Source organism: Ectobacillus polymachus (genome assembly GCF_048159605.1).
Lineage (GTDB): Bacteria > Bacillota > Bacilli > Bacillales > Bacillaceae_G > Ectobacillus > Ectobacillus polymachus.
In genome coordinates, this window is the sequence record NZ_JBLREB010000002.1 from 166,067 (window position 1) to 185,038 (window position 18,972).

Here is an 18,972-nt window from a genome sequence, read left to right on the forward strand (position 1 = left end):
GTATGAGAGTTGGGAGGGGAAAACATGCAACCTGCAATAGAAGCAGAGCAGAAGTCGGAAGTACATATACATACAGAAAAAGTAAAAGCAATGGACATGCATATTTGGAAAAGGATTGAGCCTTTTGTATACCTATTTCCAGCATTTCTTATATTTATTGTTTTTGTATATTATCCATTTTTGAAAACGATTTACTTAAGCTTTCATGTAACGAATCTAGTTGGGAAGGCCGTTGGATTCGTTGGTTTCGACAATTACAAAGAGCTGTTTACGTCACCTGAGTTTTTGAATAGCTTAGTAGTTACATGTAAATATGTGATTTTTACCGTGATTCCAGCCATCTTAGGAGGATTTGTACTAGCATTGCTAACGCAGAAAAAGGCAAAGGGTGTTGGTATCCTGCGCGTGCTCTATGCAATGCCTATGGCTGTATCAATTTCCTGTGCGTCTGTTATTTGGATGCTTCTCTATCATCCTACAATTGGCCTTATTAATTACGTAATTGGACAACAAATTAGTTGGCTAAGCGATCCAAGCTGGGCGTTAATTGCCATTGCAATTGTTACAGCATGGATGCACTTAGGGTTTAATTTTATCTTGATTTTAGCTGGGCTGAAAAGTATTCCAAAAGAATATTATGAAAGTGCTGCTATTGATGGGGCTGGCTATTTACAAACCTTATTTAAAATTACGATACCGATTCTATCTCCGACATTATTTTTCGTTGTTGTCGTGAACATTATTGATGTGTTTCAAGCGTTTGGACAAGTGAATATTATGACGCAAGGCGGCCCTGCTAACTCAACGAACGTACTTGTCTATACACTCTATCAACAGGCGTTTTTGAATAACCGCTTTAGTCTTGCGAGTGCATCCTCGATTATTTTGTTTATCATGATGCTAGTTGTTACGCTTATTCAATTTCGCTATGAAAAGAAGTGGGTGCATTACCAATGAAGATAAAGAATCGTATGTTATTTCTGTTGAAATTGTTAGTAGGTATTATCGTGATTCTTCCTCTACTTTACGCAATTAGCGTGAGCTTTATGAGACCAGAGGAAGTGTTTGCAAATCCAAAGGTACTGCTGCCTGGCGGCTTATACTTTGGAAATTATACAGCAGCCTTAGCTGGTGCACCGCTTTTTACGTTTATTAAAAATAGCTTTATCGTTTCTACCGTTGTAACGATCGGACAAATTATCATATGTAGTTTGGCCGCGTACGCGTTTGTATATTTTCGTATACCATTTAAGAATCTATTATTCTTATTTGTTTTGGCAACGATGATGATTCCAGGTGAATCCATTATTATTGCAAACTATATGACCATCGGCTCATGGGGCTGGATGGATACCTTTAAAGGATTAACCATTCCTTATTTAACTTCTGCGATGGGGATCTTCCTCATGAGACAGTATTTCATGACCATTCCAAAAGAATTATATGAAGCAGCAAAAATGGATGGGTGCAGCAATTTCCGCTTTTTCTTACAAATTCTGCTTCCTTTATCCAGACCAGCCATCGGTTCTCTTGGTGTATATACATTTTTAAGCACCTGGAATCAGTATATGTGGCCGCTGCTTATTACAAATAAAGACAGCATGCGCACTGTCCAAATCGGTGTAGGAATGCTGCAAAACGCGGAGTCACAGTCGTTCGGCATTATTATGGCCGGCATTGTGCTCGTGTTAATTCCATCTACACTTATTTTTATCTTTGGGCAAAAGCAGCTCGTGTCCGGAATCACATCTGGTTCTGTGAAGGGCTAATCTACTATAAAAGGAGAGTAATCATGAAAAAGAGATTGTTAGTCATCATCATGACAGTTTTCACCTTTGCTACTGTGTTAGCAGGCTGTAGCTCTAACCAAAAAACAGATGCAACTGCATCAGACAGCGGTGCTCCTGTTGAAATTACATTCTGGCATGCAATGGGTGGTGCCGGTGGGGAAGCCATTAACAAAATGGTAGAGAACTTTAATAACTCCCAAAAGAAAGTACATGTTACTGCACAATTCCAAGGTACTTATGATGAAGCGATTAACAAATTGAAGAGTGCTGCCAAAGGAAATGCAGGCCCGGATGTTATGCAAGTATACGATATCGGTACTCGTTTTATGATCGATAGCGGCTATGCTGTTCCTATGCAAAAGCTAATTGATGAACAAAAATTCGATACATCTTCTTTAGAGCCAAACTTACTTGCATATTATACAGTTGATAAGAAATTATATTCTATGCCGTTCAACTCTTCTACTCCAATTTTGTATTACAACAAAACAGCATTTAAAGAAGCAGGTTTAGATCCTGAAAAAGCACCAAAAACATTTGATGAATTAATTGATGACTCAAACAAATTAACGAAGAAAAATGGAGACAAAGTAGAACGTAATGGTTTAGGGATTGCCTCTTATAGTTGGTTATTTGAACAGTTTCTAGTGAAACAAGGCGCTAATTATGCTAATAATGGAAATGGTCGTACAGGTAAAGCAACGCAAGTTGAATTTGATACAAACGGTGCTGGTCAAAAAGTATTTGATTCTTGGAAAAAACTATATGACAGCGGTGCTGCTGTTAACTTAGGACGTAAAACAGATGATACAAAGAGTGCGTTTATCGCTGGTAAAGTTGCAATGACAATGGATTCTACAGCATCTTTAAAAGATATCATGAAGGGTGTTGGCGATCGTTTTGAAATTGGCACAGCCTATCTTCCGACTGTAGATCCTGCTAAAAACAACGGCGTATCAATCGGCGGTGCATCTCTATGGGTAATGGATAAAAAAGATCCTGCGAAAGAAAAAGCTGCATTCGAATTTATTAAATACATGGTATCACCTGAGCAACAAGCATTCTGGAGCCAAAACACTGGTTACTTCCCTGTAACAAAGAAAGCTTATGATTTACAAGATATGAAGGATTATTTACAAAAGTATCCACAATTCCAAACAGCAATTAATCAATTACATGATTCACCAAAAACATCTACAGGTGCGTTGTTAGGGGTATTCCCAGAAGCTCGTCAAACGGTTGAACAGAACCTTGAAAAAATGATTAAAGGTGATTCTTCGCCGACGCAAGCCATGCAAGATTCAGCAAAAACAATCAATGCGGCCATTACAAACTATAACAAAGCCAATGTAAAATAAATTACGCAATTGAAAAAGCTCCTGATTCGTCAGGAGCTTTTTTATTGTATACGCTGTAGAGGACTGTTATTCATGGTTCCTAGATGATTAATATGGTCATGAACATGAAAGTTCACTTTTGCTTTTAAAAAGCCTACTTCACTCCAATCACTCTTTAATTTTTGCCATTCGGTTGGATGCTTGCGGTAAATCAAATCACCAAATCCAAACATGTCGGATTTCATTTCCTGTGCTTTTTTCAGAGCAGCTTCCATCAATTTCTTTATATGGTTGTTAGAAGATTGTTCGAGTATTTGAATGGTCCTTGGATTTAGTAAATCAGCTGGACATTCCACCTCTCCTACATTGCTTTCTGATTCAATGGTGACATCGATGATTGGAATTCCATTTTTATCAATACGAGCTTTCGTCTTTGTTTTGCTGCGTACAACTTCAATATCTATTTTTTTTTGTTTATTACTGGGACATGGAACGGAACCGATGGAGGAGTGGATATTATCGGTAATATAATTGTATCCTTTGCTTTCTTTTTCGTTCAGCCAGCCAATCAGTTTATCCTCTTTGAAAGCTGCTACATTGGTAATAGACAATTTTGCATTTGGCACTATTTTCGATACATTTTCAGGGCTTTGTCCGCCTTGAGCCTCTCCTTTTATTTGTACTCCTGATAATGCCGCTTCTTTTCCTATCCGCGCTATCGTTACAATTAGCTCATCTAACGTAAACGCCTTCGATGGTGCCCAAACCTTTTCTGATGTTTCGAGTGAGTTAAATAGTTTATTAGCTGGAATTTTTTCAATAGGAGTTAGGACGCTAAGAATACTTGAAGCACTTGTTCCCTTTGAAATAAGCACATAGAAATCCTTTCGAAATTCCGGATCGCGAACCATTAAATCGAGAACAGAACCTATCCCTTGCTGTCGGGCGAGATCTTCTGAAAGAATCAATATACGTAAATGAGCAAAATAGTTTTTCCGAGGTGTCTCTTTTGTTAAGCGACGAACGGCCTCAAAAATCGTCTTGCCAGAGGTTGTGTACACAGTAGCTGGTGATCGATTGCCAGTGTTTCCTTGAGAAGCAATCGAACTTGGGTTAACAAGTTGCAGGGAAATTAAATACTGGTTATCCTTTCGATCAATCCCCATCGCTAATACAATACCTAGCTCATTTAATTCTCGCTTTCCATTGCAGGAGGTGAGCAATACGAGTAGACATAAGATAATAACTACCTTCATTTGAAGTTTCATTGTTGTATCCTCGGTTGTTTAATTTTTTGATGCTTTTGGTTTCCGCAGTAGCAGAAGGCAAGGAAAGATCAAGCCAGAAAAAACAGCGTAGTAGGGCCAGACTTTTGCATTTAAAGGTATATAGGCGTCATTAGGGCTCAAGACCATCGAGTATATAATGATAATACTAGCTAAGGGAATGACCATTGTGTTTGTTTTCTGCACAGCAAAAAGGGTTCCGAGAAGGGAGACGCTGTTGTAAAAACTGATTGCTATCTTGAAAAATAAGGAAATAAACCATAGCACAGCCATAACCAGCTCCGTTCGTTCAATAAATTCTGTTACTCGTATTTTCTGAGCCATCGCATAGCTTGGATAGAAACAGCTACTCGTCAGTTCAGGAGTTAAAACAAGAATACATAGTAGCGTTAATAGAATCAGTACCATTCCTCCAAGTAGTGTGCCTAAAGGTAATACTTTTTTTAATGGTTTTTTTTGAACGACGTAGGGTTGGATCACCAAAAAGGTACATAGTTCAAAAAAGGGGAATCCTGAAAATGTAATCGTCGCTTTCGCTATTGATTTATAATCAAAAGGAAAAAACGGAAGGAAATTTTCAGGTTCAATCTTCGTCGATACGAAAAAAAAGAATACAAGGACTAAAACGAGAAAGATTGGAAAAATAGTTTCCCCAAATCGGCATATGGTAGGAAGACCGAGCTTTACACCGTATACAACCAAGATCATGAATACGATATGGGTAGAGATAATTGGAGCTTCTGTTATAATTTGCGTTGTGACAAAGTCTCCCATACTGCGAAGTACAAGCGCAGTTAAGGTGCAGAAAAAGAAAAGGTAGTGTAGTGTAAAGAAAAGGGCAATCCATTTTCCGTAGAGACTACTAATAAAGGCAATGAATGGGGTTCTTTTTTGCCTGTCTGCAATTTTTGTATATAAAAATGCAAGTAGGACGCCGATCACAAGGCTAAGGATGCCGGGTATCCATCCTTGCTGTTTAGCAGTCGAAACGAGTAAAGAAGGGGCTGTAAGGATAGAGTTTCCGATTATGAAAAAGAAAATCAATATGAAATATTGATAGGGGCTAATAGTTGTTGCCGTTGTCTTTTGCATACATAAGTCCTCCTAACTTAACAACCCATTAACCCAGTTCGCAATGGGCTGAAATAGAATGAACATGAGGTAAAGCGGATTGGGAATGCGAACTTTAAACAGGAACAGAACATTTAGGGTAAAGGCAAGAAGCATGATTATACTAAATACATACACATCGTGCTTTTTCTTTTGTTTCAGCAAGGGTCTTATTTCAAGAAACGAAATCAAACCAAATAACAAAAACATAACAATTGTCATTACCATCGTATCACCTACTTACTTTTTATTTGTACGCACCTCATTTTCGGATTTAAATGTTTTCGGGCGCTTTTTCATCATCCATCTTGGGAGACGAATGAATGTATCCTGCTGATCGCGAACGTCTAGTGGTCCCATAGGAGACATGTAAGGAATACCAAATGACTCTAAACTGCATAGATGAAGCAGAAGAGCAAACAATCCGATAACAATGCCAAATACCCCGTAGAAAGCGCCAAGTGCCATAAATACGATCCGCAAAATACGTTGGGGTAAGTATAAGGCGGGCTCAGGTATAATAAAGGTCGTTAATGCTGTAATTGCTACTACTATAACCATAGCAGCTGATACGAGTCCTGCTTGTACTGCAGATTCTCCTAATACGAGTGCACCTACAATGGAAATGGCGCCTCCAACTGCGCGCGGCATGCGAATGCCAGCTTCACGCAAAATTTCAAAAGTAATCTGCATGATTAAAGCCTCAAAAAAGGCAGGAAAGGGTATGGCATCCCGCTGCGCTGCAATGCTAATGAGCAAGGTTGTTTGGAGCATCTCTTGATGAAACGTAGTTAATGCTATATAGAGAGCAGGGGCAAGCAGCGCAATGAAAAATGAAAAGAAGCGAAGGATTCGCAATAGACCATAATCATTCCGGTTATAATAATCCTCTGCCGACTGGAAGAATTGAACGAATACTGCCGGGACCGATAATACAAAAGGAGTATTATCAACAAAGATAGCAACCTTTCCTTCCAGTAAATTGGCCGCAACCACGTCTGGTCTTTCTGTATTAAACATGGTAGGGAATAGGCTCCACTTTTTTTCTTCTATAAACTCTTCAATATAGCCAGTCTCTAAAATGCTATCGGTTTTAATTTGGCTGAGCCTATTTTTTACCTCTGTTATAATTTGTTCATTGGCTAAATGCTTAATATACATCACGCATACCGTCGTTTTCGTAACCTCTCCAATTTCCATCGTTTCGGTCCATAGGTTAGGATGCTTGATTCGCTTTCGCACGAGTGCTGTATTAACCCGTAATATTTCATTAAATGCATCCTGTGGTCCTTTGACAACGATTTGGTTTTTTGCGGTTTCGACATTTCGATGTTCTGCCCCGCTAGCATCAATGGCAAGCCCATTACGAAAGCCTTCTCCAAGTAAGACGGTCTGTCCAGCGAGAATAGCCGCTAGCGTATCCTGCAATGTAAAGACTTCTTTGGCAATGCTAATGGGCAGCAAATGCCCATCGAGTAAACGTCCGAATTCGCTTGTTTCCTGCTGCAGACGAATGGGATCCATGAGATATGTTAATAGATCCCGAGTGGCTTGTGTATCAACTAAGCCATCGATGTAAATAAGCATTGCTTGCTGTGTTTCACATAAGCCAATTGAAAATTGCTTATAAATAAAATCTGTGCTGCCACCTGTTGCTTGTCTTATGTATTGCTCCGTTTCTGATAGATTGCCTGTTAGCTCTGTTACCTCAGAGGGTGTTTCTTCTTGCAGCAGTTGCTCAGGGAGCTGCTTTTTCGGTTTTGTAAATAATGAGAGTTTCTTTCGCTTCGGTTTACGCATATTCTTTCAACCTTACCCTTCACCTAGCGTGTTACCTTGCTATCTAATTTCCCCTCCTTATCCAAAAATATGTAATAGAGGAAGATTGATTTGTAAAGTAAACGAAATAAGCGCGGATTGAAAAATCTTTTTCTTTTTCATATAATTCGCTATACATTTGCTAGGATTTGCTTTATTTTTTATAGGGAACATTATAGGATTAAAATAATGGATTAAAAAGGAGCGCTAGCCGCGTTTCTTTCGATATATAGGAGGAAGACAACGATGAGATTTGATGAAGCCTATTCAGGTAACGTATTTATAAAAAGCCATCCCAATTACGAGGAATCAGAGGCAGTTATTTATGGAATGCCAATGGACTGGACAGTAAGCTTTCGTCCAGGCTCTCGCTTCGGCCCTGCCCGCATTCGCGAAGTTTCGATTGGTCTTGAAGAATACAGTCCGTATATGGACCGGGAATTAGACGAAGTGAAATATTTCGATGCCGGAGATATTCCGCTTCCGTTCGGGAATCCGCAGCGCAGCATTGAGATGATTGAAGCATATATTGATGGCTTACTTGCTGACGGGAAGTTTCCGCTTGGCATGGGGGGCGAGCATCTTGTAACATGGCCGGTAATCAAGGCAATGTATAAGAAATATCCGAACCTTGCGATTATCCATATGGATGCACATACTGATCTTCGCGATTCCTATGAAGGAGAAGCACTTTCTCACAGTACGCCGATTAAAAAGGCATGTGAATTAATCGGACCGAAAAACGTATACTCCTTCGGTATTCGTTCCGGTATGAAGGAAGAGTTTGACTGGGCAAAGGAAGTGGGCATGCCGCTTCACAAATTTGAAGTGCTTGAGCCGCTTAAGAAAGTGTTGCCAGAGCTAGCGGGTCGTCCTGTGTATGTGACAATTGATATTGATGTGCTAGATCCTGCCCATGCACCAGGAACCGGAACGCTTGAAGCAGGAGGCATTACATCAAAAGAGTTATTGGCTTCCCTTGTAGCAATTGCGAATTCTGATGTTCACGTGGTTGGTTCAGATGTCGTTGAGGTGGCACCTGTATATGATCCAAGTGAGCAAACCCAAATTGTCGCAAGCAAGCTGATTCGTGAAATTATCCTTGGCTTTGTTCAAAAGCGTAAATAAATAGAACACGATTATAAGACCGCCTTTAGCACCTTGCTTGGCGGTCTATTTTTACCTTAAACAAAGACGTGCGGCGCTTTTTTTGATATGATGAAGGAAGTATATTTGTATGTAAGTCAAGATAGGTAGGAAAGGTGAGCAAGCTATGAATAAGCAGACCGTTGGAATCCCAATTACGTTAAAATTTGTTACGGAAATTCATGATGGTCCGCGCAAGGAAACTATTGCATTTGAAACAAATGGTCTATACTATGAGAAGGGTCTAACTACATATGTTACGTTTCAAGAGCCGAATGAGCAAGGCGAAGTGAGGACGATCCTCAAAATCAAGCAAGAAGAAGTGTCAATCACGCGTCAAGGTGTGGTATCGATGCGCCAATCTCATAAAAAAGGACATCTTACGAATGGCACCTATGTCAGTCAGCTTGGCAGTTTTTCATTGCAAACCAAAACAGACAATGTTCAGTTCGAATGGTCGGAGAAAAATCGAAGGGGACAGTTGTTTCTAACATATGCCTTGCAAATAGAAGAAAGTAACGCGGGAAGATATGCGATTACGATTACGTTTAAGGAGGAGACAAAATGAACGCACTCGAGCAAATAAAGGATTTAGTAAAAGAAGAAATTACAGCCGCTGTTTTGAAGGCCGGCTTAGCAACTGAGGAACAAATTCAAAATATTATTTTAGAAGTTCCGAAGGACAAAACCAATGGCGACTATTCTACTAACACAGCGATGCAGCTAGCTCGCATTGCCAAAAAAGCACCTCGTATGATTGCAGATGAAATCGTGAAAAACTTTAATAAAGAAAAAGCCTCTGTCGAAAAAATTGAAATTGCAGGACCGGGTTTCATCAACTTTTACATGAACAATAGTTATTTAACAGATTTAATTCCTGCTATTTTAACAGCAGGTGAATCATACGGTGCAAGCAATGTAGGGAATGGCGAGCGCGTGCAGGTGGAATTTGTATCAGCAAACCCAACTGGCGACCTTCATTTAGGACATGCCCGCGGCGCAGCAGTCGGTGATACATTATGTAATGTTCTTGCAAAGGCTGGTTATGATGTATCTCGTGAATATTATATTAACGACGCCGGCAATCAAATTCATAATCTAGCACTATCCGTCGAAGCACGCTATATGCAGGCGCTTGGATTAGAAAAGGAAATGCCAGAAGACGGCTATTACGGAGCAGATGTGAAAAACATCGGAGAAAAACTAGCGAAAGAATTCGGCGATCACTATATGAATGTAGCTGAAGAGGAACGGTATAACTTCTTCCGTGAACACGGCTTACAGCTAGAGCTTGCGAAGCTGCAAAAAGACTTAGACAGCTTCCGCGTTCATTTTGATGTATGGTACTCCGAAACATCTTTATATAAAAGCGGCAAGGTAGCTGAGGCACTCGCTGACTTGAAAGAGCGCGGTGAAATTTATGAAAAGGACGGCGCTACTTGGTTCCGTTCCACTACTTATGGTGATGATAAGGACCGCGTACTTATTAAGCAAGATGGTTCATACACGTATTTAACACCAGACATTGCGTACCACCGCGATAAAATTGAACGTGGCTTTACGAAGCTCATTAACATTTGGGGCGCTGACCACCACGGCTATATCCCACGTATGAAAGCAGCTATCCAAGCACTTGGCAATGACAAGGATACGCTAGAAGTGGAAATTATCCAAATGGTGCAACTGTACCAAAACGGAGAAAAAGTGAAGATGAGTAAGCGTACAGGTAAGGCGGTTACCCTTCGTGAATTAATGGAAGAAGTAGGTATCGATGCTATGCGTTATTTCTTCGCTATGCGCAGCGCCGACTCTCATCTTGACTTTGATATGGACTTAGCCGTTTCGAAATCAAACGAAAACCCTGTTTACTATGCCCAATACGCCCACGCTCGCGTATGCAGTATCCTGCGCCAAGGCGAGGAACTTGGCCTAGCAGCATCAGGCGAATCAAACTATTCATTAATTGATACAGAAAAAGAGTATGATCTATTGAAGAAGCTCGGTGAATATCCTGCAGCTGTTGCAGAAGCTGCTGCAAAACGCATTCCGCACCGCGTGACGAACTACCTCTTTGAAGTATCATCCGCTCTTCACAGTTTCTATAATGCGGAAAAAGTACTTGACCGAGAAAATATCGAGAAGAGCCAAGCACGCTATGACTTAATGAAGGCAGTTCAACTTACATTACAAAGCGCGTTAGCTATCATTGGTGTATCTGCACCTGAGAAAATGTAAATTACAGCACGGTAAAAACCTCGTTTCCAGATGGAAACGAGGTTTTTTTGAGCTCTCCCCAAGGGAATCCCCGGAGACAGGAGAAAAAGAAAACGGAACGGATTCACGATGAATCCGTTCCGTTTTCTCTATTAAAGTTCTGTTAATACAATTGGTTCGCCTCTTGTTACGACAATCGTATGCTCGCATTGGGCAACCGGGCTTCGATCTGGTGTTACGAACGTCCAGCCGTCCCCTGATTCTACGATATAGGTTGCTCCGTTTGCGACGAAAGGCTCGACGGCAAGTACAAGGCCGTCTTTCAGTAGCTTGTTATCCAATGGGTCAAAGTAATTGAGGACATTCTCAGGTGCTTCATGAAGGCTTTCACCGATGCCGTGCCCTGTTAAATTCTCAATAATCGTAAGACCCTTTTTGCGTACTGAATTCATAATCGCACGGCCGATTTGATTTTGTCTCGCGCCGGCTCTTGCTTTTTTAATACCTGCCCAAAAAGCTTCTTCTGCTGCTTTGCATAGCTTTTCCTTCTCTTCATCATGGCCGAGCACAAAGGAAATACCAGTGTCTGCATAATAGCCGTTTAACGCTGCAGAAACATCAACATTTACGATATCGCCCTCTTGCAATACGCGGCTTCCTGGCATGCCGTGGGCAACTTCTTCGTTCACACTAATACAAGTTACCCCAGGGAAATCATACTCATTTATAGGTGCAGAGATGGCACCGTGCTCATCTAGTACCTCTTTTCCAATCAAATCAAGCTCTTTTGTTGTCATACCGGGCTTCGCTTGTTTTTTCATTTCTTCACGCGCTAATGCAACAATACGTCCGATTTTGCGTAAACCCTCTAGATCCTTTTCATCTTTAATAATCATTATGACACTTCCTTCTCGTAGTTATCCTCACATGATAGTAACACGTTTCCTTGCTTACTTCAAAAAATTTATCACGCATTAACGGGCAGTAATACCCCCACTTCAAGGCTTAAAGAAATCGGAAAAGGCTAAGTGGGGGATAACTGCCCGTAAATTCCTGATTGGTTCAACTAACCCTCGGTGGGAAAAGCCCCCACCGAGGGAAGTTTCACTTTATGACAATTGTCATTTCTATCTGGTGACATCCCTTACTGTTTTGGAAGCTTGCTCCAACATAAAATGAAAACATAACACGGAGGTGTAAAAATGGAAAAAATCATTGAAGTGAACCATATTACAAAGCGGTTTAAAGATAAAGCAGCGGTAAATGATGTTTCCTTCTCCATTGAAAAGGGAACGGTAACGGCGATTTTGGGTCCCAATGGTGCGGGGAAGACAACGATGATTACCATGATGCTAGGGCTACTCTCGCCAACTGAAGGGAAGGCCCGGATGCTTGGCAAGAATCCGAAGGCGGTTCGCAATCGGCTTGGCGCGATGCTACAAGAGGTGAGCGTAATGGATGGGGTAACGGTGGGCGAAACCATTGATCTCTTTCGCAGCTATTACGAAGCGCCGCTTCCAAAGAACGAGCTGCTACGTTTAGCGGATTTAGAGGCAGAGGAAAAGAAGATGGCAGATGGCTTATCGGGCGGACAAAAGCGCCGGCTCGGCTTCGCTCTTGCCCTTGCTGGGAATCCCGATATTCTCTTTTTAGATGAACCAACGGTAGGAATGGATATTACGTCGAGAAAACATTTTTGGGATGAGATTCGGCAGTTTGCTAGATTAGGGAAGACGATTATTTTAACGACACACTATTTGGAGGAAGCGGATCAACTAGCAAATCGCATTATGTTATTCGCAAATGGAACAATTGCCTGTGATGGTACACCAGAAGAAATAAAAGCGAGAATTACGAAGAAGTCTGTGACTTTTACGATGTCAAAGCCGATTCCCGCTTCCTTGCTTGCAGCGATCCCACATGTGAAAGGTGCAGTAGTGGAAGGAACTCGCGTTTCTTTAGTTACAAATGATACCGATGCTGTATTACGGGCAATCTTTGAAGAAAAATTAAATGTTCACGATATTGATGTGGAGCGCGGCCGTTTGGATGAGGCATTCGAGCAAATTGTGTCACAAGCAAAGGAGGAAATAATATGAATGCATTTACCATGCAATGTAAAGTCGAATTGAAGAGAACGTTTCGGAATAGAAGATTTGTAGTGATGTCACTGCTTATGCCGATTATGTTTTATTATATTTTTACGAATGCAGTAGCGGGGGGAAATGCACCGGAAGGCTGGAAGGCGCATTATCTTGTATCAATGGCTGCATTTAGCGTGATCGGAACGGCTATTAATACGTTAGGTCTTCGTCTCGTTCAGGAGAATACGCAAGGATGGTCGCGTCTGATGCGAGTTACGCCGCTGCCTAATGGCGCATATATTGCAGCAAAAATGGTTGCGCAATCCCTTATAAATGCCCTTTGTATTATTGTTGTGTTCGTAGCAGGATTTTTGATTAATCATATTCAGCTTAGCATGTGGCAATGGATTTCAAGCTTTTTCTGGATTTTACTTGGTTCTATGCCGTTTTTAGCACTTGGCACGTTAATTGGGACGATGAAAAGAATCGATACAGCATCTGCCCTCGCAAATATACTGTATTTAAGTATCTCTATGCTGGGCGGACTATGGATGCCGCTTGAGATTTTCCCAAAGACGCTGCAATCGATTGGAAAGGTTCTGCCTACGTACTCGTTTGGTAATGGAGCTTGGAATATTGTAGACGGAAAGGCACCGGATCTAGCTAGTGCTGCTCTGCTAGCAGGATATCTCGTTATCTTTGTGGTACTATCTATTTATATTCGAAAAAGACAGGAAGCGGTGTAGTGAAGAAAAAATTTAAGTTGTTTCCAGATAAATACGGATATTTTCCTTATATTTGGCTTATCTATCTTGCTTTTCCCATTCGATATTTAATGCTTGAAACGGGTTCAAAACGAATCATCGGCTTTTTGTTGCTGATGATTTTTGTCGTAGCGTATCGACAAGCGTATGCAACGAAGAAATCACTAGAATTATGGGTGCTGTTACAAATTGGTATTATTTTAATTTACTCCTCCTTTTACAATATCTTTTATTTGTATATGAATTTTTTTCCAGCCTCTTTTTTAGGCTATATTCGTACAAAGGCTCGCTATTTTCAGATATATGCTGTGTTTGTCGTAGCTGTGATTACACCGTTTTTCCTTCAGCAGGGAACATGGATGAATCAAGATATGTTTTTTATGATTCCATTTTTTGTTTTGATGATGGTGTTTCCATTCGGGATGCGTATGCAGGTGAAACGCCGAGAATTACAGAATGAGTTGAATAAAGCCAATGAGCAAATTCATGAGCTTGTGAAGCGTGAGGAGCGGCAGCGAATTGCCCGCGATCTTCATGATACGCTTGGTCATACGTTATCGCTTATTACGTTAAAGAGCCAGCTTATCGAAAGAGTTGTGACAAGTGATCCAGACAGGGCGAAGCAGGAGGCGAAGGAAATCCAAAACACATCACGTGCTGCCCTTAAGCAAGTACGTGAACTTATTGCAGATATGCGCAATAGCTCAATTCCGGAGGAAATCATTCATGTGAAGGGAATCCTGCAGGCGGCAAATATTGCATGTACGTATGAAGAGCATATGCAGGCGGAGGAGACTCCTTTGTTTACGCAAAATATTTTAAGCATGTGCTTGCGGGAGGCCGTAACGAATGTTGTGAAGCATAGTAAGGCGACATGCTGCAAGGTAATCTTAGCGAAAGAGAAGGGAAGAATCCTGCTTACTGTAAACGATAATGGAATTGGAATCCAGCAGAATGACGGAGAAGGAAATGGGATGAAAGGGATGCAGGAGCGGCTTAGCTTTATAGACGGGACGTTCACTGTTTCTACAGGGGAGACCGGAACGAGTCTGATTTGCTCTGTGCCAATTGTGATTCGCGGAAGGGACAGGGAAAGGCCATGATTACGATTATGATAGCAGAAGATCAACGAATGCTGCGCGGGGCGCTAGGGGCTCTGTTAGATTTGGAAGATGATTTGCAGATCATTGGGCAGGCGGAAAACGGCGAAGAAGCGATGGAGATAATTCGAACGTTAAAGCCCGATGTATGCATTATGGATATTGAAATGCCGATATATAGCGGCCTGGACGTCGTAGAAGGAATGAAAAAGGAAGGTATGCCTTGTAAGACGATTATTCTTACGACATTTGCAAGACCGGGTTACTTTGAACGAGCGATGAAGGCGGGGGTAGATGGCTATTTGTTAAAGGATAGTCCAATTGAGGATCTCGCTAATAGCGTCCGGAATGTGATGAAGGGAAAGCGGGAAATCTCGCCTGATTTAATGTTCGGATTGTGGCAGGAAGGGAATCCGCTAACAGAGCGCGATAAAGACATGCTAGCCTTGGCAAAGGAAGGCTATACAACAGATGAAATGGCGAAAAAACTGTATCTTTCCTCAGGAACCGTTCGAAATTATATGTCAGAGATTCTAAATAAACTCGGTGTACGAAATCGTATTGAAGCCATTGCCAAGGCGGAGGAAAAGGGATGGATATGAGGGTGGGCATAACAGAACCTTGTATCAAAACAGAAAGTAAGATTAAAAGACGTTCATTAAAGTAGCTTTGCAGCTTAATGGGCGTCTTTTTTTGACTAAAAACATTCATACTTGCTCTTTTTTAATAAATTCCTTAAAAAGATTTATAAATTGTTCTATCTCTGGCGTTTGTTTTCTCCACATTATATATGTAAAACTAACTGGTGGTTGAATGAAATTCGGTTCAACTATTTTTAATTTCTCTGGGGTAGAAATATTTTTTAGTATATAAACGGGTAGGTAAGAAATACCTTGCTCGTTTTTTATTAATTGTTCCGTTACTTTAACATCTTGAATTGAAGTAGTTTCAACTTGAGGAAAATAGTGCTGAATTTCTTTTAGTAATGGTTCCCAGTATGTTGGATGATTATTAATGATAAGTCTGTATTTTTTTAAGAAAGATAATTCATCTTCTATTTTTTGATTTGGTCCCATATTAGGTACAACTAGCTTTATTGTTCCTTCGCAAATCTTTTCACTGTTTAATTTTGATGAAAATGGTTCTACTCTATTTAATCCAATTTGAAAATCGTCATTTTCCACTGATTCAGTGATATTTCCTTGTGCAACTGAAATAGAAATATCGATATTAGGAGAGTTTTTAAAAAAAATAGGAAGAAATTTGGGGATTAAATAAGTAGCTATGTACGGTGTAACAACTATATTTAATCGGAATGAATAATGATTTTTTAAATATCTCATTTTCTCCATACCTGTTTCGTAAGTGTTAATCAACTCTTTAGCGATTGGTAAGAATGCTTCTCCTTCTTCTGTTAGCTTTATATGTCTATCAATTGTTTCAAATAGTTTTACTTGCATATGTTCTTCTAACTTTTTAATTTGATTAAAGACGGAAGGTTGAGTAATAAATAACTCTTCCGAAGCCTTCCTATAATTTAGATGTTTGGCTAATACTATAAATGTATAATACCAATCTATATTCATCTTATTTCCCCCGTATATTAACAATTAACTAACATATTATTACAAAACAAATAATTCCATATTACTATAACATAAAATATACTTTATTCATGAATCGGACATTCATCAGGATGGAATGTTCAATAAAGGAGAATCATGCATGAAAGTAACAGTAATGAAAGAAAATGAGTATTTACCTGAAAAGTATTCAAAATATGCTAGTGATCGTTATAAAAACGGAGATAATCCAATCGTTTCTTTTCCAATTCAATTTAAAGATATTCCAGAAGGAACGAAAAGCTTAGCCCTTACTTTTGTTGACCATGATGCTATACCAGTATGTGGGTTCACATGGATACATTGGTTAGCATGCAATATAAATCCGAGTACTGATAGATTGCAAGAAAACATGAGTCAAAAGAATACATTAGGTATTGTACAAGGTCAAAACAGTTTTGCTTCACCATTCGTTGGGAATACAGATATTAACGTAATACATAGGTATGTCGGTCCAACACCACCAGATAGAGACCATGTATATACTTTGACTGTATATGCATTAGATAAAGTGCTAGATTTAAAAGAAGGCTATTTATTAAATGATTTTTATAAAGAAATCGAAGGGCATGTAATTTCTGACGTTAGTGAAAATATTCTTGCGAAAAAATAGTATTTGTTTGTAAGCCTTTTTCGTCTAAATCCTATACGGAATCAAAAAGAAAAGCTGTCTTCTAAGTCTGAAATCGACTTATGAGACAGCTTTGTTTTTAGTAAACTACTTCCCTGTCCACCGTAGTCCTTTTGGATAGTGGTTTTTTAGGACGCCGCCAGCTAGCTTGCCCCAGCCGATGGAATAACCATCGACTTCTACGAGGTACCAGCCTTTTGGGCCTTCAGCTTGGAGCGCTTCTCCTTTTAGGTATGCCATGATTTCGTCGTTTGTACGATTATAAGAGTATTTCACTTGTTCGTTCTTTAGCATGAGTGCGAGTGCATGGGCTGGTTCAAAGCGATTTTTCTTCATTGTACCAAGATGAAGCCCTGGACGAACGACTTTTAGCTTATCAAATGAGAGCATTTCTTTCGGAAGACAGTACAATTGCTCTCCAAACAAGATATATTCTCCTTTTGGCGCTTGTAGCAGCGTTTCTTCTACAAAATGAGTATATTCTTTTAGCTGTTTTGTATCTCGAATTGTTTTAGGGTAGTTCCGTTTTGCCGGCTCGTCTCCGTCTGTTTTTTGCAGCACGGCGATATAATGCCCTTCGCCCCGCATACGATGCGGCCATAGGCGAATGGTATTTTCTATGTTCGCTGCAGCTTCCGGAATCCATCCTGCTTGTCCGTTGCTAAATCCTTCATACATATGCACGGTTTCGATTTTAAAGTTCGGGTTTTCGTGTATAAATTTGCTAATCGTGCCTTCGTTTTCTTCCGGTGCAAATGTACAGGTCGAATAGACAAGGCGTCCGCCGGGCTTTAACATATTACCGGCATGCTCGAGGATTTCGGATTGACGTACAGAGCAATGCATTACGTTTTCTAAGCTCCATTCTTGGCGAGCAATGGGATCCTTCCGAAACATGCCTTCTCCTGAGCACGGTGCATCGACCATTATGCGGTCAAAATAGGCAGGAAATCGCTCAGCAAGACGGGCTGGCGTTTCGTTCGTAACGACGGCATTGGAAACACCCATCCGCTCTATGTTTTGTGAAAGAATCTTTGCTCTGGCTGGATGGATTTCATTTGTCAGCAAAAAGCCTTGGCCCTGCATTCTAGCAGCAATATGCGTTGTTTTGCCGCCGGGGGCCGCACATAAGTCTAAAATCTTTTCCCCTGGATGCGGGTCTAGCAGCTCTCCAACTGCCATTGCGCTTGGCTCTTGCATATAATAGACGCCCGCATCATGGTACGGATGCTTCCCAGGCCGATCATTTTCGCTATAGAAAAAGCCTTCTTGCACCCAAGGAATCTTCTCTATTGTAAAGGGCGTTTTTTGCGTAAATTCGTCTATAGAAACTTTGAGTGTGTTTACTCGAAGTCCTTGAGATTTTTTGTCCTCGTAGCTTTTTATAAAATCGTCATATTCTTCTTTAAGTAAATCCTTCATTTTATCTAAAAAGTCTTTCGGCAAATCCAAGCCTAATCACCTCAAAATGTATATAATCACGTCCATTTTACCATAAGAAGACCCCCACTTCATAAAGTGAAGGTGGGGGCAGTTCACCATATGGTTCGGGTAGACTTAGGCTGCCCGAACCTTAACCTGAGTTGCAAAAGCGCATGACATTTTTTCGTGTCATGGTGATGTATTATTTCCGCCAAAAATTCGTATATTCTGCTTTATCCTGAATATTAAATTCAATCATTTTCTCAAACAATTCGTAATTTACCGGCTCATTCCACGGAATTCGAAACAAGCCTTTGGTAGCGCTGTAGCCAGCTTGTGCAATGTCATCAGCAAAGTGCGCAATGCCTGCTACTTCGGGTGAAATGCTCAAATGATACTTCGTTGTGGAAAAGCCGATGATAAATGTGCCGTGATCGGAAAACATTGGTGTATTCCACTTGATTTGCGGTTCCAAATTTGGAAATTTAGTAGCAACCCACGCCAAAATTTCCTCTGTTCGGCCCTGGTGGTCGGGGTTATCGATACCTGCTAAATATTTTGAAAAAACCTCCATGTCTTCCTCCTTCGCTAGTATGCTATTCCCGCCAAAAATTCGAATTCTCGGCCTTATCCTTACTATTAAATTCA

Annotated in this window: 19 protein-coding genes; 11 read left to right on the forward strand and 8 right to left on the reverse strand. The window is 40.5% G+C overall.

Features of this window, described 5'->3' with window-relative positions; all coding sequences use genetic code 11:
* The first annotated feature begins 24 nt into the window (after positions 1-24).
* Genes ACM5BR_RS11415 through ACM5BR_RS11425 form a run of 3 tightly spaced genes read left to right on the forward strand, consistent with a single transcriptional unit; the run spans position 25 to position 3,148 of the window.
* On the forward strand, positions 25-957 hold the full coding sequence (locus ACM5BR_RS11415; RefSeq protein WP_416828029.1) for a carbohydrate ABC transporter permease: 933 nt from the start codon (positions 25-27) through the stop codon (positions 955-957).
* Positions 954-1,769, forward strand: coding sequence for a carbohydrate ABC transporter permease (locus ACM5BR_RS11420; protein WP_416828030.1), 816 nt, complete (start codon positions 954-956; stop codon positions 1,767-1,769). Before ACM5BR_RS11415 ends, ACM5BR_RS11420 begins: the two co-directional genes overlap by 4 nt.
* 23 nt (positions 1,770-1,792) lie before the next feature.
* Positions 1,793-3,148, forward strand: a complete 1,356-nt coding sequence (locus ACM5BR_RS11425) for an ABC transporter substrate-binding protein (RefSeq protein ID WP_416828031.1) — start codon at positions 1,793-1,795, stop codon at positions 3,146-3,148.
* Positions 3,149-3,189: 41 nt separating this feature from the next.
* Here ACM5BR_RS11425 and ACM5BR_RS11430 read toward each other — a convergent pair whose 3' ends face one another.
* From ACM5BR_RS11430 to ACM5BR_RS11445, 4 genes are read right to left on the reverse strand one after another with little or no spacing between them, the layout of a single operon-like run.
* Positions 3,190-4,395, reverse strand: coding sequence for a Ger(x)C family spore germination protein (locus tag ACM5BR_RS11430; RefSeq protein ID WP_416828032.1), 1,206 nt, complete (start codon positions 4,393-4,395; stop codon positions 3,190-3,192).
* An 18-nt stretch (positions 4,396-4,413) separates the two neighbouring features.
* Complete coding sequence (locus ACM5BR_RS11435; protein ID WP_416828033.1) at positions 4,414-5,505, reverse strand: GerAB/ArcD/ProY family transporter; 1,092 nt, start codon at positions 5,503-5,505, stop codon at positions 4,414-4,416.
* 12 nt (positions 5,506-5,517) lie between these two features.
* Positions 5,518-5,751: a hypothetical protein gene (locus tag ACM5BR_RS11440; RefSeq protein WP_416828034.1), complete on the reverse strand. Its 234-nt coding sequence runs from the start codon at positions 5,749-5,751 to the stop codon at positions 5,518-5,520.
* A 12-nt stretch (positions 5,752-5,763) separates the two neighbouring features.
* Positions 5,764-7,323: a spore germination protein gene (locus ACM5BR_RS11445; RefSeq protein WP_416828035.1), complete on the reverse strand. Its 1,560-nt coding sequence runs from the start codon at positions 7,321-7,323 to the stop codon at positions 5,764-5,766.
* A gap of 264 nt (positions 7,324-7,587) precedes the next feature.
* On the opposite strand from ACM5BR_RS11445, the gene speB reads away from it, so the two are divergent.
* From speB to argS, 3 genes are all read left to right on the forward strand, one after another.
* Complete coding sequence (gene speB, locus ACM5BR_RS11450; protein ID WP_416828036.1) at positions 7,588-8,469, forward strand: agmatinase; 882 nt, start codon at positions 7,588-7,590, stop codon at positions 8,467-8,469.
* A gap of 145 nt (positions 8,470-8,614) precedes the next feature.
* On the forward strand, positions 8,615-9,055 hold the full coding sequence (locus tag ACM5BR_RS11455; RefSeq protein ID WP_416828037.1) for a YwiB family protein: 441 nt from the start codon (positions 8,615-8,617) through the stop codon (positions 9,053-9,055).
* Positions 9,052-10,722 (forward strand): arginine--tRNA ligase, encoded by a 1,671-nt coding sequence (argS, locus tag ACM5BR_RS11460; RefSeq protein ID WP_416828038.1) that lies wholly within the window; start codon positions 9,052-9,054, stop codon positions 10,720-10,722. Before ACM5BR_RS11455 ends, argS begins: the two co-directional genes overlap by 4 nt.
* A 131-nt stretch (positions 10,723-10,853) precedes the next feature.
* Here the strand turns inward: argS and map are convergent, their stop codons facing one another.
* The gene (map, locus tag ACM5BR_RS11465; protein ID WP_416828039.1) at positions 10,854-11,597 is read right to left on the reverse strand and encodes a type I methionyl aminopeptidase; all 744 of its coding nucleotides are present in this window, start codon (positions 11,595-11,597) and stop codon (positions 10,854-10,856) included.
* 306 nt (positions 11,598-11,903) lie between these two features.
* Between map and ACM5BR_RS11470 the strand changes: the two genes are divergently transcribed.
* The 4 genes from ACM5BR_RS11470 to ACM5BR_RS11485 are packed head-to-tail and all read left to right on the forward strand — an operon-like array spanning position 11,904 to position 15,251.
* Positions 11,904-12,800 carry an ABC transporter ATP-binding protein gene (locus ACM5BR_RS11470; protein WP_416828040.1) on the forward strand — a complete coding sequence of 299 codons (897 nt, stop codon included), beginning with the start codon at positions 11,904-11,906 and terminating at the stop codon, positions 12,798-12,800.
* Complete coding sequence (locus ACM5BR_RS11475; protein ID WP_416828041.1) at positions 12,797-13,531, forward strand: ABC transporter permease; 735 nt, start codon at positions 12,797-12,799, stop codon at positions 13,529-13,531. Before ACM5BR_RS11470 ends, ACM5BR_RS11475 begins: the two co-directional genes overlap by 4 nt.
* The gene (locus ACM5BR_RS11480) at positions 13,531-14,652 is read left to right on the forward strand and encodes an ATP-binding protein (RefSeq protein ID WP_416828042.1); all 1,122 of its coding nucleotides are present in this window, start codon (positions 13,531-13,533) and stop codon (positions 14,650-14,652) included. The genes ACM5BR_RS11475 and ACM5BR_RS11480 overlap by 1 nt, the downstream gene beginning before the upstream one ends.
* Entirely contained in the window at positions 14,649-15,251 is a 603-nt protein-coding gene (locus ACM5BR_RS11485; RefSeq protein ID WP_416828043.1) for a response regulator, read from the forward strand. Before ACM5BR_RS11480 ends, ACM5BR_RS11485 begins: the two co-directional genes overlap by 4 nt.
* A gap of 105 nt (positions 15,252-15,356) precedes the next feature.
* Here the strand turns inward: ACM5BR_RS11485 and ACM5BR_RS11490 are convergent, their stop codons facing one another.
* A complete protein-coding gene (locus ACM5BR_RS11490) occupies positions 15,357-16,235 on the reverse strand; it encodes a LysR family transcriptional regulator (RefSeq protein WP_416828044.1) in 879 nt (292 codons plus the stop codon).
* Positions 16,236-16,374: 139 nt separating this feature from the next.
* Here ACM5BR_RS11490 and ACM5BR_RS11495 point away from each other — a divergent pair, with 139 nt between their 5' ends.
* On the forward strand, positions 16,375-16,884 hold the full coding sequence (locus ACM5BR_RS11495; RefSeq protein ID WP_416828045.1) for a YbhB/YbcL family Raf kinase inhibitor-like protein: 510 nt from the start codon (positions 16,375-16,377) through the stop codon (positions 16,882-16,884).
* Between the two features lie 105 nt (positions 16,885-16,989).
* On the opposite strand, the gene ACM5BR_RS11500 is transcribed toward ACM5BR_RS11495, so the two are convergent.
* Complete coding sequence (locus ACM5BR_RS11500; protein WP_416828046.1) at positions 16,990-18,354, reverse strand: RsmF rRNA methyltransferase first C-terminal domain-containing protein; 1,365 nt, start codon at positions 18,352-18,354, stop codon at positions 16,990-16,992.
* A 172-nt stretch (positions 18,355-18,526) separates the two neighbouring features.
* The gene (locus ACM5BR_RS11505; protein WP_416828048.1) at positions 18,527-18,898 is read right to left on the reverse strand and encodes an iron chaperone; all 372 of its coding nucleotides are present in this window, start codon (positions 18,896-18,898) and stop codon (positions 18,527-18,529) included.
* Positions 18,899-18,972: the final 74 nt, after the last annotated feature.